Below are 12508 nucleotides of genomic sequence, written 5' to 3'. Positions count from 1 at the left end.
CGACGACCCCCTGTGCATCGGCGCCCGGGAGCACTAGATTCAGGACTCAGAGACCTCGACGTCAACGCTCACGAAGGGGCCGAGCACATGAACATCAACGACGTGATCAAGGGCAAGTCCAGCAGCAAGGTCATCACGATCACGCCCGACGCCACGGTGCGCGATCTGCTGGCGCTGCTGGCCGAGCACAACATCGGAGCCGTGGTGGTGAGCGGCGACGGCAACTCCGTCGACGGGATCGTCAGCGAGCGCGACGTCGTACGCAAGCTCAACGGCAACGACGCGATCCTCGACTCTGCGGTCGAGCAGATCATGACCTCGGTCGTGCAGACCTGCGAGCCGGGTCACGACGTCGACGAGCTCATGGTCCAGATGACCGAGAAGCGCATCCGCCACGTCCCCGTGGTCGACGACGGCGACCTGGTCGCGGTGATCAGCATCGGCGACGTGGTGAAGAGCCGGATCACCCAGCTGGAGTTCGAGCGCGACCAGCTCGACTCCTACGTGCACCAGACCTGAGCCTCAGCGGCCCGACAGGCACGCCCGCCGCATCGACGCCAGGATGCGCCGGGTGGCCACCACGTGGGCCCTGCTGCTGATCACCAGCAACCGGTAGACGCGACCGTGTGGTCCGGGGAACGCGGCGAAGGTGCGCGCACGCAGCACGGTGTGCCTGCCCGACGGGTCGAGCTCGAGGACGAGGGCGTAGCGCGAGAACCGGTGCCGCCCGCTGAGCACGACCCGTTCCCCCGGTACCTCCTCCGAGACCTCGAACCCCGCGGGCGGCTCGGTCCCGAGGAGCCGGGTCAGCACGCCGTGCGTGTCCGGCGCGAGCATGCGGTCGACGTACTCCCGCAGCGGCGGCCAGACCATCTCGCGCGGTGCCTCGATCGTGGTGCGGTGCTCGTCGACGAACGGCAGCCCGCCGTCCATGGTCGCCACGTCCTCAGGCGCCGGACTCGTCGAGGAAGAGGCAGAAGGCATGGCCCGCCGGGTCGAGGCAGACGCGCACGTCGTCCTGGGGCTGGTACGACGAGAGCTCGGCACCGCAGGCAAGTGCGTGCTCGACAGCACCCTTGAGATCGGTGACCCGGATGTCGAGGTGCATCTGGATCGGCGGCTGGCCCGGCTCGCTCGGCCAGACCGGGCGCTGGTAGTTCTCGTCCTTCTCGAAGGTGAGCCGGAAGTAGTCGTCACCGTGCCCGAGCACCACCCATCCCCCGTCGTCGTGGACGACCTCCCAGTCGAGCAGCCGGGCGTAGAACGCACCGAGCGCGCTCGGGTCGGGAGCGTTGAGGTTGACAGTGGCGAGCTTGATCCCGTGCTTCATGCCTCCGCAGTCAACCACCGGACGGACGCGATCGGGAGGCATGGCAAGGTGGAGCCCATGACTGCTGAGAAGCCCGAGATCGATCCGCCCGACGGCCCGCCGCCCGCCGACCTCGAGGTCGTCGAGCTGGCCGAGGGTGACGGCGCGGAGGCCACCTCCGGGAGCACCGTGTCGGTGCACTACGTGGGCGTGGCCCACTCGACCGGCGAGGAGTTCGACGCGTCGTACAACCGCGGCGCCCCGCTCGACTTCCGCCTCGGCGTCGGCCAGGTCATCTCCGGCTGGGACCAGGGCGTGCAGGGCATGAAGGTCGGCGGCCGTCGCCGGCTCGTCATCCCGCCCCACCTGGCGTACGGCGACCGCGGTGCCGGTGGCGTCATCAAGCCCGGCGAGACGCTGATCTTCGTGGTGGACCTGATCGGTGTGAAGTAGGGGCGTCGGTTTCCCCGGACGTCCGGGGAAACTCCGGGCTGGCAGTCAATACTTCGCCCGCCAGCCCCCAGACTTGCCCGCCAGCCCCGCACGTCTTGTCCCGCGGCCGAAATCCACTGGCCCCGGTACGACGACCCAGCAAGACTGCCACCGTGCCGGACCGAGCCTTCGACGACCCGCGCCTCGCCGCGCTCTACGACCCGCTCGACCCCGACCGCAGCGATCTCGAGCCGTACGCCGCGATCCTGACCGAGCTCGGCGCCCGGAGCGTGCTCGACGTCGGATGTGGCACCGGCACCTTCGCCGCCCTGCTCGCCGACCGTGGCCTCGAGGTGATCGGCGTCGACCCGGCCGAGGCTTCCGTCGAGATCGCCCGCACCAAGAGCGATGCCGTGACCTGGCTCGTCACCGACGCGACCCGTCTCCCCCCGCTCGACGTCGACGCGGCCACGATGACAGCCAACGTCGCGCAGGTGTTCGTCACCGACGAGGACTGGCTGGCCACCCTGCGCGGCATCCGCGAGGCGTTGAGAGCTGGCGGCCATCTCGTCTTCGAGTCCCGTGTGCCGGAGCGCCGCGCATGGCTGGAGTGGGACCGCGCGCACACCTGGGACCGCACTGAGGTACCCGGTGTCGGCGGCGTCGAGAGCTGGAGAGAACTGATCGGGGCACGCGACGACCTGGTCAGCTTCCGCTCGACCTTCGTCCTCGAGGACACAGTGGTGCTCACCTCGGACTCCACCCTCCGCTTTCGCAGCCGCGAACAGATCGAGTCCTCACTCGCCGACACCGGGTTCACCGTCATCGAGGTCCGGGACGCGCCCGACCGGCCCGGCCGCGAGTACGTCTTCGTGGCCCGCCGCGCGGACTAGGCGCGCGCGACGCGCGCCTCCGCGCCACCGAGCTGTACCACGTCGCCGGGCACCAGCTGGCGACCGCGGCGGGTCTCGACGTCCCCGTTGACCGTCACCAACCCCTGGATCATCAGCTCCTTGGCGTCGGAGCCGGTGTCGATCAGGTTGGCCAGCTTGAGGAACTGGCCGAGCCGTATCGACTCGTCGCGGATGGGCACGTCGTCCATGGCAGAAATCTAGAGCGCCAGCGAGACGGCGTGGATCAGCACGCCCACCAGGCCGCCGACGATGGTGCCGTTGATCCGGATGAACTGCAGGTCGCGGCCGACGTGCAGCTCGATCTTGCGGGCGGCCTCCTCGCCGTCCCAGCGCTCGATCGTGTGCGTGATCACGGTGGTCAGCTCGTCCCCGTACCGCTCGACCGCCCAGACCGCGAAGTCGGAGCCCCAGGCGTCCAGCCGCTCCCGGAGCACGTCGTCCCGGCCGATGCGCTCGCCGAACTCCACCAGCTCGCGCGACGCCCGCGCGCGCAGCGGGCCGGTCTCGTCCTCGAGCCCCTCGAGCAGCGCCTTGCGGAAGGCGCTCCACAGCGACATGCCGGTGTGGACCATCTGCGGCTGCTCGAGCACCCGGGCCTTGAGCCGCTCGGCACGTTCCTGTGTCGACGGGTCGGTGAGCAGGTCCTGCGCGAGCTGCCGCAGCAGGCTGTCCAGCGCCTGCCGGGCATGGTGGTCGGGATCGCGGCGGATGTCGGCCAGCCAGCGGACGGCCTCGAGGTGCAGCCGGGTGGTGACCATCTCGTTGACCCGGTCAGGGGCCCACCACGGGGCTCGTTCACCGATCACCTCGGTGAACGTCTCCGCGTTGTGCACCAGCCAGCGGTGCCCCTCCTCCAGGGCCAGGTCGACCAACCCGTGGTGCGCGTCGTCGGCGACGATCTCCTGGAGCAGGCCGCCGGCGATCGGCGAGATCGGCTCGGCCATGAACCTCGGGATCAGCACCTCCTCGACGAGCGCGGCGACGTCGGTGTCCCGCATCCTGCGCAGACCGAGCGCGAGCACGGTCGCGCTCTCCGCCACCACCCGGTCGGCGTTCTCGCGGACGCTCACCCAGACGCCCACTCGCCGCGCGATGTCGGCAGAGGCGAGCCGCTCACGGATCACCTGCTCGCTGAGGAAGTTCTCGGAGAAGAACTCCTCCAGGCTCTTGCCGAACTCGTCCTTGCGCTTCGGGATCAGCGCGGTGTGCGGGATCGGCAGTCCCAGCGGGTGCCGGAACAGGGCGGTCACCGCGAACCAGTCCGCGATCGCGCCGACCATGCTGGCCTCGGCGCCCGCGTTGACGAACCCGAGGAACCCGTCCTGGTCGAGCGTGGCGACGTACACGATCGCCGCGAACAGCAGCAGTCCCAGCGCCACCGCCTGCATCCGTCGCAGGCGAGTACGCCGAACGGCGTCGGCCGCGGTCTCGGGGGTCATCAGGGGCAGTGACATGGCTGCCAGAAACCTACCCAACCGCCGATGCTCGTCCGATCTGCCACATATGCTGCCGAAGTGTCCTTCCCCTTTCGTGCCCTGATCGCTGCTGCCCTGGGCTGCGTCCTCCTCGCCTCGGCACCCGCCGCCTTCGGCGCCGACGACCGTGCCGACCGGGGGTCGGGGCAGCCCAACGGGTACTCCCGCAGCGAGGCCAGGCAGGTGCTCCACCAGGCCAAGGCCCTGATGCAGCACGGGCCCGACTCCGCCGGCCGTCCGGCGACCCCCGACCTGACCATGGCCCTGCGCGACCTGCACCTGGCCCGGCCGGCCCTGACCGGCGCCGACCGGCGCGCTGCCGACCGGCTGCTCTCCCGGTCCACCCCGGCCGCCAAGGCGCAGGCAGCAGCACCGGCGCTGCACGTGATCTGCCGGGGGCACTTCTGCGTGCACTACGCCGCGCCGACCACGACGACGTGGGCCGAGACCACGTGGAGCACCCTCGAGCACGTCTGGGCGACTGAGGTACCGCTCATGGGTCGCGCGCCGCTCTCCGACAACGGCTCGGCGAACCCCACCGCCGACAACCCCGACGACCGCCTCGACGTCTACCTCGAGGACCTCGGCAGCGAGGGCTACTACGGCTACTGCACGACCGATGACACCTCCGGCGCTCACCAGGTCCCGGCGTACTGCGCCCTCGATGACGACTTCGCGAAGTCCCAGTTCGGCGCCGCACCGCTGAACTCCCTGCGGGTCACCGCGGCCCACGAGTTCTTCCACGCCATCCAGTTCGCCGCCGACGTCACCGAGGCGACCTGGTTCATGGAGGGCTCGGCGACCTGGGCCGAGGACGTCGTCTACAACTGGATCAACGACAACTACCAGTACCTCCACAGCAGCCCGATCACCCACTCACGGACGCCGCTGGACTACGGCGGCGGGTCCTACCCCTACGGCTCGTTCATCTTCTTCAAGTACGCCTCGCAACGGTTCGGCAACAACGTCGTACGTCGTTTCTGGGACGGCGCCGTCGGAGCGCCCCGATCACTGCCCGCCATCCAGTCGGTGGTCGGTACGACGGCCTGGCCCGCGTTCTTCACCCTGTTCGCCAGCTGGAACACCCTGCCGGCGCACAGCTACACCGAACGGGCCGGCTATCCCGCCCCGGTGTGGTGGCACCGCAAGACGATGACCGGCGCCCACGCGACGACGGGCCTGCAGTCGGTGCGGATCCCGCACCTCGCCTCGGCCTCCGTCCAGGTCGTTCCCGGCCAGCACCTCTCCACGCGCAAGCACCTGCTCGTGACCGTCGACGCGCCCTCCACCTGGACGGGCTCGCGGGCCATCCTCCAGCGTCGCTTCGTCGACGGTCGGGTCTCGCAGACGATGATCCCGCTCACCGCCGCCGGCAACAGGCAGCTGCTGGTCGCGTTCAACCACAAGGGCCTGCGCTCGGTCGCCGTGGTCGTCGCCAACACCGGCACCACCGGGCCGGCCCGACTGTTCAAGGTGAAGGTCACCGTCAGGTAGTCGGAACAAAACCGGCACCCGAGCGTTGTACAGGGCAACCATCCCTGTCCCCCGATCGAGGAGCATCCAGCGTGCCGACCCTGAGCGACTTCACCGCCACCACCATCACGGGGGACGAGCAGCCGCTCGAGACCTACGCGGGCAAGGTGGCACTGGTCGTCAACACGGCCTCCAAGTGCGGCTTCACCCCTCAGTTCGAGGGCCTGGAGAAGCTGCACCAGGAGTACGCCGGCCAGGGGCTCGTCGTGCTCGGCTTCCCCTGCAACCAGTTCGGCAGCCAGGACCCCGGCAGCAACGAGGAGATCGGCGCGTTCTGCGAACGCAACTACGGCGTCAGCTTCCCGATGTTCGAGAAGGTCGACGTCAACGGTGACGACGCCCACCCGCTCTTCGCCTGGCTGCGCGAGGAGAAGGGCGGCGTCCTCGGCGACAAGATCAAGTGGAACTTCACCAAGTTCCTGGTCGGCAAGGACGGCACGGTGATCAAGCGCTACGGCTCCACGACGGCGCCGGACAAGATCGCCTCCGACATCGAGAAGGCACTCGCGGCCTGATCCGTCGCGGTCCGGTGAGGACCTGTTCGGCACGTGGGTACTGCGCGGTAACGTAGCCAGGACGTCGTCCGAACAGGAGCCCCGATGCAGCTTGCGCTCACCGAGGAGGAGACCGCCTTCCGCGAGGAGATGCGGACCTTCTTCACCACCAAGATCCCCCAGGAGCTGCGCGACGCGATCGCCGCCGGCCGGCACATCGGCAAGGAGGGGATCGTCGAGTCGCAGCGGATCATGAACGAGGCGGGCATCGCCGTACCCAACTGGCCCGTGGAGTGGGGCGGCCAGGACTGGACGCCGCTGCAGAAGCACATCTGGCACGAGGAGATGCAGCTGGCCTGCGTCCCGCCGCCGCTGGCGTTCAACGCCAACATGATCGGCCCGGTGATCGCGCACTTCGGCAACGAGGAGCAGAAGAAGAAGTTCCTGCCGCCCACCGCCAACCTCGACATCTGGTGGGCACAGGGGTTCTCCGAGCCCGACGCCGGCTCCGACCTCGCTTCGCTGAAGACCAAGGCGGTCAAGGACGGCGACGACTGGATCGTCAACGGCCAGAAGACCTGGACGACGCTCGGCCAGCACGCCGACTGGATCTTCTGCCTGTGCCGCACCGACCCCGACGCCCCGAAGAAGCAGGCCGGCATCTCGATGCTGGTCTTCCCGATGGACACCGAGGGCGTCGAGCTGCGACCGATCGAGCTGATCGACGGCGGCTTCGAGGTCAACGAGGTCTTCTTCCAGGACGTCCGGGTCCCTCCGGAGGGCCTCATCGGCGAGGAGAACCAGGGCTGGACGCAGGCCAAGTTCCTGCTCGGCAACGAGCGCGTGGGCGTCGCGCCGGTCGGTGCCACCAAGCGCGCCCTGGCCACCCTGAAGGCGACTGCGGCGGAGAGCGGTGACCTCGAGGACCCGCTGGTGGCCTCGCAGTTCATCGAGCTCGAGAACGCGCTGCTCGCGCTCGAGCTGACCGCGCTCCGCGTCGTGGCGAACTCCTCGGACGGCAAGCCCCACCCGGCGTCGTCGGTGCTCAAGCTCAAGGGCACCGAGCTCCAGCAGGCCGTCTCCGAGCTCGCCGTCGACCTGGCGGGTCCCCTGGCACTCGCGTCCGGAGCCGGCGAGGGATCCGACATCCCCGACTGGGCGCGCGTCGCCACGCCGAACTACCTCAACCTGCGCAAGGCCTCGATCTACGGCGGATCCAACGAGATCCAGCGCCAGATCATCGCCGGCACCATCCTCGGACTCTGAGAAGGACGACTGACATGGACTTCACGCTCGACGGTGAGCAGACCGCACTGCGCGACGCCGTACGCGGACTGTTGAAGGGGTACGACAACGAGCACCGCCGCGAGGTCGTCGCCGAGGACCCGGGCTTCGACGAGTCGCTGTGGGGCAAGCTGGCCGAGATGGGCGTGCTCGGACTCCCGTTCGCCGAGGACGACGGCGGCATGGGCGCCGGACCGGCCGAGGTCTCGGTCGTGGCCGAGGAGCTCGGCCGGGTGATCGCGCCCGAGCCGTTCGTCGAGGCGGTCGTGCTCGCGGGCGGACTGGTGGCTGCGCTCGGCAGCGACGAGCAGAAGAAGGAGATCCTCGGTGGACTCTCCTCCGGCGAGCTCGTCCCCGCCTTCGCGTGGAGCGACCCGACCGGCGGCGAGGGCGGGGTGAGCGTCGACGGTGACACGCTCTCCGGCGTCAAGGAGCCGGTGCTCAACGCCGGTCGCGCCGACCTGTTCGTCGTGTTCGCGGACGGTCGGCTGTTCCTCGTCGACCCTGCCGATACCGAGGTCACGTCGTACTCCACCTTCGATGGCGGCCGTGCCGCTCACGTCTCGTTCGACAAGTCCCCCGCGACCCCCCTCGGCGAGGGCGGCGACGCCACCGAGGCGACCAAGGACGTCATCGCGGCCGCGACGATCGCCTATTGCCACGAGGCGCTCGGCGCGATGGACAGCGCACTGAAGATGACCACGGAGTACCTCACCACCCGCAAGCAGTTCGGGATGACCCTCAACCGGTTCCAGGCGCTCACCTTCCGCGCCGCCGACATGTACACCTCGCTCGAGCTGACCCGCAGCATCGTCACCTGGGCGACCATGGTGCTCGCCGACGAGGACTCCGACGCCGAGAAGAAGCGCGAGGCCGCCGCGCGCGCCAAGCTCCAGGTCAGCAAGGCCGGCCGCCACATCGGCCAGGAGGCGATCCAGCTCCACGGCGGCATCGGGATGACCGCGGAGTACGCCGTCGGCCACCTCACCGCCCGTCTCACGGCCATCGACCACCTCCTCGGCGACGGCCGCCAGCAGATCAAGAACCTCTCGCGCCGGCTGACGTCGTACGACGTGGTCGAGCCGTTGCCCTGAGCTGCCCTCTGGCCGCCTCGACGACGGCCTGGACGAAGGCGCTCGTTGCCGGGAGGTCGGGCGGCTCGCCGTACGTCGCGACGTAGACACGCCGCCTGAAGTCGTCCAGCTCGGTCGTCTCCACCCCGGGCACCTGGTGCTGCGCGACGGAGAGCCCCGGCGACATCGTGACCCCCAGCCCGGCGGCCACCATGGACTGCTGGACCAAGGGGTCGTCGCTCGTGTACCTGATCCGCGGCGCGAATCCGGCACCTTCGCAGGCGCTCACGAGCTCGCTCCGGCACCGCTCGCAGCCAGCGATCCACGGCGAGTCCGCGTGGTCCCTCAGCGCCTGGCCGGGCTCGGTGCTCAGGAGATGCATCGCGTCGTCGAACAGGTGGGTGAATCGCATGTCGTCCGGCACCTCGTCGTCGTAGCGGAACACCACGGCGACATCGATGACACCTTCACGGAGCTGCTGAAGCGCGACGTCGGGGTGAAGGTCCTGGAGAGTCAGCTCGATGTCTGGAGCCGCCGCTCGCATGCGCGCCGCGGCGGCGGTGACCACGCTGCTGAGCGCGGACTGGAAGCCGGCCACCCGGACCCTGCCGCTGCGCAGCCCCGCGATCGCGGCGAGCTCGTCCTCCGCCGAGCTGACCCTCCCGAGGATCTCCGTAGCCCGCTGTGCCAGCAGCTCGCCGGCCGGTGTCAGGCGGATGCCACGCCCAGCGCGCCGGGTGAGCGGGACGCCCGCCTCCGCCTCGAGCCGCGAGAGGTGGTGACTGATCGAGGGCTGGGCGTATCCGAGCTCACGCGCCGCGGCGGTCACCGAGCCGTGCCGGGCCAACGCCGCCAGCACCTTGAGTCGGAACAGGTCGAGCATTCATCGAATATATCGAACAATCATCGCAAGTATTGGCATTGGACGTATGAGTCGTTCCAGAAGACGCTTGCTCCATGACCACCCACGGATACCGCGAGCTCTTCAGGCAGCGGGAGTTCCGTGCGCTGTGGACCGGCAACGCGCTGGGCGTCGCCGCCGGCACGGTGGCGGGTCTGAGCCTCGGCACGCTCGTCTATGCGCAGACGGGGTCGCCCCTGCTGGCCGCGACCACGATGTTCGGACCTTCGCTCGTCCAGCTCGCGGGGGCGAGCACCCTGATGTCCGCGGCCGACACCGTCCGGCCGCGACACGCGCTGAGCGCAGTGAGCACGGCCGTGGCCCTCGGGCTCGCGCTGCAGGCGGCACTGCCGCTCGCTCCGTGGACCCGCCTGCTTGTGGCGCTCGCGGCGGCCTTCGTGATGTCCATCAGCAGCGGCGTCCGGTGGGGTCTCCTAGCGGAGGTGCTGCCACGTGGCCAGTACGCACTGGCGCGTTCGTCGATGAACGTCTCCGTCGGCGTGACGCAGGTGCTCGGCTTCGCCGTCGGGGGGTTGCTGCTCCACGTCCTGACCGCGGACCAGGTGCTCTGGGTCGCAGCCGCGCTGGCCGCCTCGGCGGTCCCGATCACGTGGATCGGAGTCCGGGACCGTCGCCCACGCCGCACCGGACGGATCGGGCTCCGCGAGACCTGGAGCGGCAACCGGCTTCTGTTGGCGCTCCCGTCCACGCGGCCGCTCATGCTCGCGCTGACCGTTCCCAACGGACTTGTCGCGGGGTGCGAGGCGCTGTTCGTGCCGTACGCCGGCGACGCAGCCGCGGCACTCTTCCTCGCCGGGGCGACCGGGATGCTCGTGGGGGACGTGCTGGTGGGGCGAGTCCTCGACGCCACGCAGAGACGGGCATCGGCCCGGTGGCTGCGCTGGTGGCTGGCGCTGCCGTTCCTCTTCTTCGTCCTGCACCCGGGCACGCCGATGGCAGCACTCCTGGCGGGCTGCGCGTCTCTCGGGTACGCCGCGACGCTCGCACAGCAGGAGCTGCTGGTGCAGCTCACCCCGTCTGACCTGTCCGGACAGGTGCTCGGCGCCGAGTCCGCTGCCCGAGCCACCTGCCAGGGACTCGGTGCTCTCGTGGCGGGGGCCGTGGCCGAGGTGATCGACGTCGGGTACGCAGTCGCCGTGCTCGCCATCGTCTCCCTCCTCGTGTCCGGAGCTCTCACCCGCCCGCTGACCCGAGCCACCCAGCCACCACCCCACGTCGAGACATCGGCAGACCCGGTCAGGTCGAGAACGTGGCACTGGCTCCGTCCCAGCTTCACCGGGGGCCGCGACGGGCCGCGCGAGCAGTTCAGCTGACGACCCGACCAGCACGATCCGCCCTACCGACGATGAAGGAGCTGACGATGCAACTGAACGAGATCAGCGAGGTTCTGAACAGACCGATCAGCAGGGAGCTGCTGGCCCGCGACCTGACCCGCCTGGCGTACGTCGCCAAGGACGGGACACCCCGCAACGTCCCGGTCGCGTTCGCGTGGAACGGCTCGGAGATCGTCATGTGCACGGCGAAGAACGCGCCGAAGCTCGCCGGCCTGCGCACCAACCCGACGGTTGCACTGACGATCGACACCGAGGTGCACCCGCCGAAGATCCTGCTCATCCGCGGCCGGGCCGAGCTGGACTACGTCGATGGCATCCCGGAGGAGTATCTGCAGACGACCAGCTCCTATGAGATGACCCCAGAGCAGCGGGTCGAGTGGGAGGTGGAGGTGCGGTCGCTCTACGCCGATGGCATGGTCCGGATCGTCGTGACCCCGACCTGGGTGAAGCTGATCGACTTCGAGACGACGCTGCCGAGCGCGGTCGAGGAACTGGTCCGACGGCGGCAGGAACGCCAACACGGCTGAGCGCCGCATCTGTCTGCACTCCAGCACCGAACCGGCACGACAACAACCAGAGGATGGATCCCATGGCACACGTACGACGCTTCGACCACATCGGCATCACCGTCGCGGACCTCGAGACAGCAACGGCGTTCTTCGTCGGACTGGGTCTCGAGGTCGAAGGCACCGGATCCGTGGAGGGCGAGTTCGTCGAGACCGTCTGCGCCATCCCCGGCGCGCACTGCGAGATCGCGATGTTGCGGTCACCCGACGGAGGGTCCGGGCTCGAGCTCGCGAGCTTCGTGACGCCCGACCACGAGCCCGGGTCGCCCACGGCGATGGCCAACGAGCTCGGACTGCGCAACGTGTCCTTCGAGGTCGGCGACCTCGACGCGGCAGTCGCTGCAGTGGCTGCGGACGGGTATGGGCTCGTCGGCGGCATCGGCGAGTACGAGAACAGCGTGCGGATGGCCTACGTGCGTGGGCCGGACGGCATCATCGTGTCGCTGTTCGAGCAGATCGGCTGACTCGCCAGTCGAACCCAGGCAGCGCAGGTCAGCCGAAGGCCAGGCGCTTCCCTGGCGCGCCGGGCTCGAGCAGCTCGAACTTCAGGGTCAGCTCGGTGCCGCTGATGAGGTCCACCTGCTGGGTGAACGGCTCACTGGTGACGTAGACGGTCCGCTCGAGCCCCCACTCGCTCCTGAACCAGGCACGGAGCGCGGACAGCAGCTGCGCGTCCATGCCCAGCTCCGTCTGGGGCAGTCGGACCCAGAAGAACACGACGGCCTCCACGTCCTCCCATGTGTCCTCCCCCACGGGAACCACCGTGCACTTCGTGAGGAAGGTGGCGCTCGTGGGAAAGACGTAGACGCAGCCCAGGCACGTGCTGCCGTCCGGGCTGAGCACGGTGTAGGTGAACGCGCGATGTGCGGCATGGCGTTCCTCGAGGTCGACGAGGTCCGTGCGGTTGTCCTCGACGGTGAAGTCTTCCTCGGGCCACGTCGACTGCTGCCACAGCCGCAGCTGCTCCCGCGTCTCCATCACGGCGGCGTAGTCCCGCTCCGTGTCGCCGACGACGATCGGGCGCAGGGTGAACTGATCGGCCTTCAGCTCCGGGGGATCGGGTTCGGTCGCATCGGTGAACGGCACGGGTGGCCTCCTTCGGCGGGCCTCCCTGGGTACTACGCCCCCGCGCCGCGGCTCAAGTGGGTTTCGGTCGGGTGGGGTGCACCGGT

At 69.5% G+C, this 12508-nt stretch carries 16 protein-coding genes; 10 read left to right on the top strand and 6 right to left on the bottom strand.

Going from position 1 to position 12508, the window contains the following annotated elements; genetic code table 11:
- Window positions 1-87 precede the first annotated feature (87 nt).
- Window positions 88-519: a CBS domain-containing protein gene (locus H976_RS0121190; protein ID WP_027863161.1), complete on the top strand. Its 432-nt coding sequence runs from the start codon at window positions 88-90 to the stop codon at window positions 517-519.
- 3 nt (window positions 520-522) lie between these two features.
- Here H976_RS0121190 and H976_RS0121185 read toward each other — a convergent pair whose 3' ends face one another.
- Together H976_RS0121185 and H976_RS0121180 are read right to left on the bottom strand one after the other, a co-directional pair.
- Window positions 523-942, bottom strand: a complete 420-nt coding sequence (locus H976_RS0121185) for a hypothetical protein (protein WP_369759044.1) — start codon at window positions 940-942, stop codon at window positions 523-525.
- A gap of 4 nt (window positions 943-946) precedes the next feature.
- The gene (locus tag H976_RS0121180; protein WP_027863159.1) at window positions 947-1330 is read right to left on the bottom strand and encodes a VOC family protein; all 384 of its coding nucleotides are present in this window, start codon (window positions 1328-1330) and stop codon (window positions 947-949) included.
- Window positions 1331-1387: 57 nt separating this feature from the next.
- Between H976_RS0121180 and H976_RS0121175 the strand changes: the two genes are divergently transcribed.
- Both H976_RS0121175 and H976_RS0121170 read left to right on the top strand, forming a co-directional pair.
- Entirely contained in the window at window positions 1388-1762 is a 375-nt protein-coding gene (locus H976_RS0121175; protein ID WP_027863158.1) for an FKBP-type peptidyl-prolyl cis-trans isomerase, read from the top strand.
- Window positions 1763-1914: 152 nt separating this feature from the next.
- The gene (locus H976_RS0121170; RefSeq protein ID WP_027863157.1) at window positions 1915-2634 is read left to right on the top strand and encodes a class I SAM-dependent methyltransferase; all 720 of its coding nucleotides are present in this window, start codon (window positions 1915-1917) and stop codon (window positions 2632-2634) included.
- Here the strand turns inward: H976_RS0121170 and H976_RS0121165 are convergent.
- Window positions 2631-2843, bottom strand: coding sequence for an RNA-binding S4 domain-containing protein (locus tag H976_RS0121165; protein ID WP_027863156.1), 213 nt, complete (start codon window positions 2841-2843; stop codon window positions 2631-2633). The genes H976_RS0121170 and H976_RS0121165 overlap by 4 nt on opposite strands.
- Before the next feature lie 9 nt (window positions 2844-2852).
- The gene (locus tag H976_RS0121160; RefSeq protein ID WP_027863155.1) at window positions 2853-4109 is read right to left on the bottom strand and encodes a DUF445 domain-containing protein; all 1257 of its coding nucleotides are present in this window, start codon (window positions 4107-4109) and stop codon (window positions 2853-2855) included.
- Window positions 4110-4169: 60 nt separating this feature from the next.
- Here H976_RS0121160 and H976_RS0121155 point away from each other — a divergent pair, with 60 nt between their 5' ends.
- From H976_RS0121155 to H976_RS0121140, 4 genes are all read left to right on the top strand, one after another.
- A complete protein-coding gene (locus tag H976_RS0121155) occupies window positions 4170-5624 on the top strand; it encodes an MXAN_6640 family putative metalloprotease (protein ID WP_027863154.1) in 1455 nt (484 codons plus the stop codon).
- Window positions 5625-5695: 71 nt separating this feature from the next.
- Complete coding sequence (locus tag H976_RS0121150) at window positions 5696-6178, top strand: glutathione peroxidase (protein WP_027863153.1); 483 nt, start codon at window positions 5696-5698, stop codon at window positions 6176-6178.
- Window positions 6179-6262: 84 nt separating this feature from the next.
- Entirely contained in the window at window positions 6263-7423 is a 1161-nt protein-coding gene (locus H976_RS0121145; protein ID WP_027863152.1) for an acyl-CoA dehydrogenase family protein, read from the top strand.
- A 14-nt stretch (window positions 7424-7437) separates the two neighbouring features.
- A complete protein-coding gene (locus tag H976_RS0121140; protein ID WP_027863151.1) occupies window positions 7438-8535 on the top strand; it encodes an acyl-CoA dehydrogenase family protein in 1098 nt (365 codons plus the stop codon).
- Here H976_RS0121140 and H976_RS27800 read toward each other — a convergent pair.
- Entirely contained in the window at window positions 8480-9397 is a 918-nt protein-coding gene (locus H976_RS27800) for a LysR family transcriptional regulator (RefSeq protein ID WP_051277254.1), read from the bottom strand. The two genes, H976_RS0121140 and H976_RS27800, sit on opposite strands and share 56 nt — an antisense overlap.
- A gap of 74 nt (window positions 9398-9471) precedes the next feature.
- On the opposite strand from H976_RS27800, the gene H976_RS27795 reads away from it, so the two are divergent.
- The 3 genes from H976_RS27795 to H976_RS0121120 all read left to right on the top strand — a co-directional run bounded on the left by H976_RS27795 (window position 9472) and on the right by H976_RS0121120 (window position 11800).
- On the top strand, window positions 9472-10749 hold the full coding sequence (locus H976_RS27795; protein WP_051277253.1) for an MFS transporter: 1278 nt from the start codon (window positions 9472-9474) through the stop codon (window positions 10747-10749).
- A 47-nt stretch (window positions 10750-10796) separates the two neighbouring features.
- Window positions 10797-11297, top strand: a complete 501-nt coding sequence (locus tag H976_RS0121125; RefSeq protein ID WP_027863150.1) for a pyridoxamine 5'-phosphate oxidase family protein — start codon at window positions 10797-10799, stop codon at window positions 11295-11297.
- Window positions 11298-11359: 62 nt separating this feature from the next.
- Window positions 11360-11800, top strand: coding sequence for a VOC family protein (locus tag H976_RS0121120; RefSeq protein ID WP_027863149.1), 441 nt, complete (start codon window positions 11360-11362; stop codon window positions 11798-11800).
- A gap of 28 nt (window positions 11801-11828) precedes the next feature.
- Here H976_RS0121120 and H976_RS0121115 read toward each other — a convergent pair whose 3' ends face one another.
- Entirely contained in the window at window positions 11829-12422 is a 594-nt protein-coding gene (locus H976_RS0121115) for a hypothetical protein (protein WP_027863148.1), read from the bottom strand.
- Between the last annotated feature and the right edge of the window lie 86 nt (window positions 12423-12508).

Source organism: Marmoricola sp. URHB0036 (assembly GCF_000426045.1).
In the GTDB taxonomy this organism is placed as follows: Bacteria; Actinomycetota; Actinomycetes; order Propionibacteriales; family Nocardioidaceae; genus Marmoricola.
This window is presented reverse-complemented; position numbering and strand designations above follow the sequence as displayed.

What these genes read in the sequence shown, in the direction of transcription:
- H976_RS0121140 (WP_027863151.1), top strand. Translation starts at nt 7,438, where the DNA reads ATGGACTTCACGCTCGACGGTGAGCAGACCGCACTGCGCGACGCCGTA.
- H976_RS27795 (WP_051277253.1), top strand. Translation starts at nt 9,472, where the DNA reads ATGACCACCCACGGATACCGCGAGCTCTTCAGGCAGCGGGAGTTCCGT.
- H976_RS0121145 (WP_027863152.1), top strand. Translation starts at nt 6,263, where the DNA reads ATGCAGCTTGCGCTCACCGAGGAGGAGACCGCCTTCCGCGAGGAGATG.
- H976_RS0121165 (WP_027863156.1), bottom strand. Translation starts at nt 2,843, where the DNA reads ATGGACGACGTGCCCATCCGCGACGAGTCGATACGGCTCGGCCAGTTC.
- H976_RS0121190 (WP_027863161.1), top strand. Translation starts at nt 88, where the DNA reads ATGAACATCAACGACGTGATCAAGGGCAAGTCCAGCAGCAAGGTCATC.
- H976_RS0121175 (WP_027863158.1), top strand. Translation starts at nt 1,388, where the DNA reads ATGACTGCTGAGAAGCCCGAGATCGATCCGCCCGACGGCCCGCCGCCC.
- H976_RS0121125 (WP_027863150.1), top strand. Translation starts at nt 10,797, where the DNA reads ATGCAACTGAACGAGATCAGCGAGGTTCTGAACAGACCGATCAGCAGG.
- H976_RS0121180 (WP_027863159.1), bottom strand. Translation starts at nt 1,330, where the DNA reads ATGAAGCACGGGATCAAGCTCGCCACTGTCAACCTCAACGCTCCCGAC.
- H976_RS0121120 (WP_027863149.1), top strand. Translation starts at nt 11,360, where the DNA reads ATGGCACACGTACGACGCTTCGACCACATCGGCATCACCGTCGCGGAC.
- H976_RS27800 (WP_051277254.1), bottom strand. Translation starts at nt 9,397, where the DNA reads ATGCTCGACCTGTTCCGACTCAAGGTGCTGGCGGCGTTGGCCCGGCAC.
- H976_RS0121160 (WP_027863155.1), bottom strand. Translation starts at nt 4,109, where the DNA reads ATGTCACTGCCCCTGATGACCCCCGAGACCGCGGCCGACGCCGTTCGG.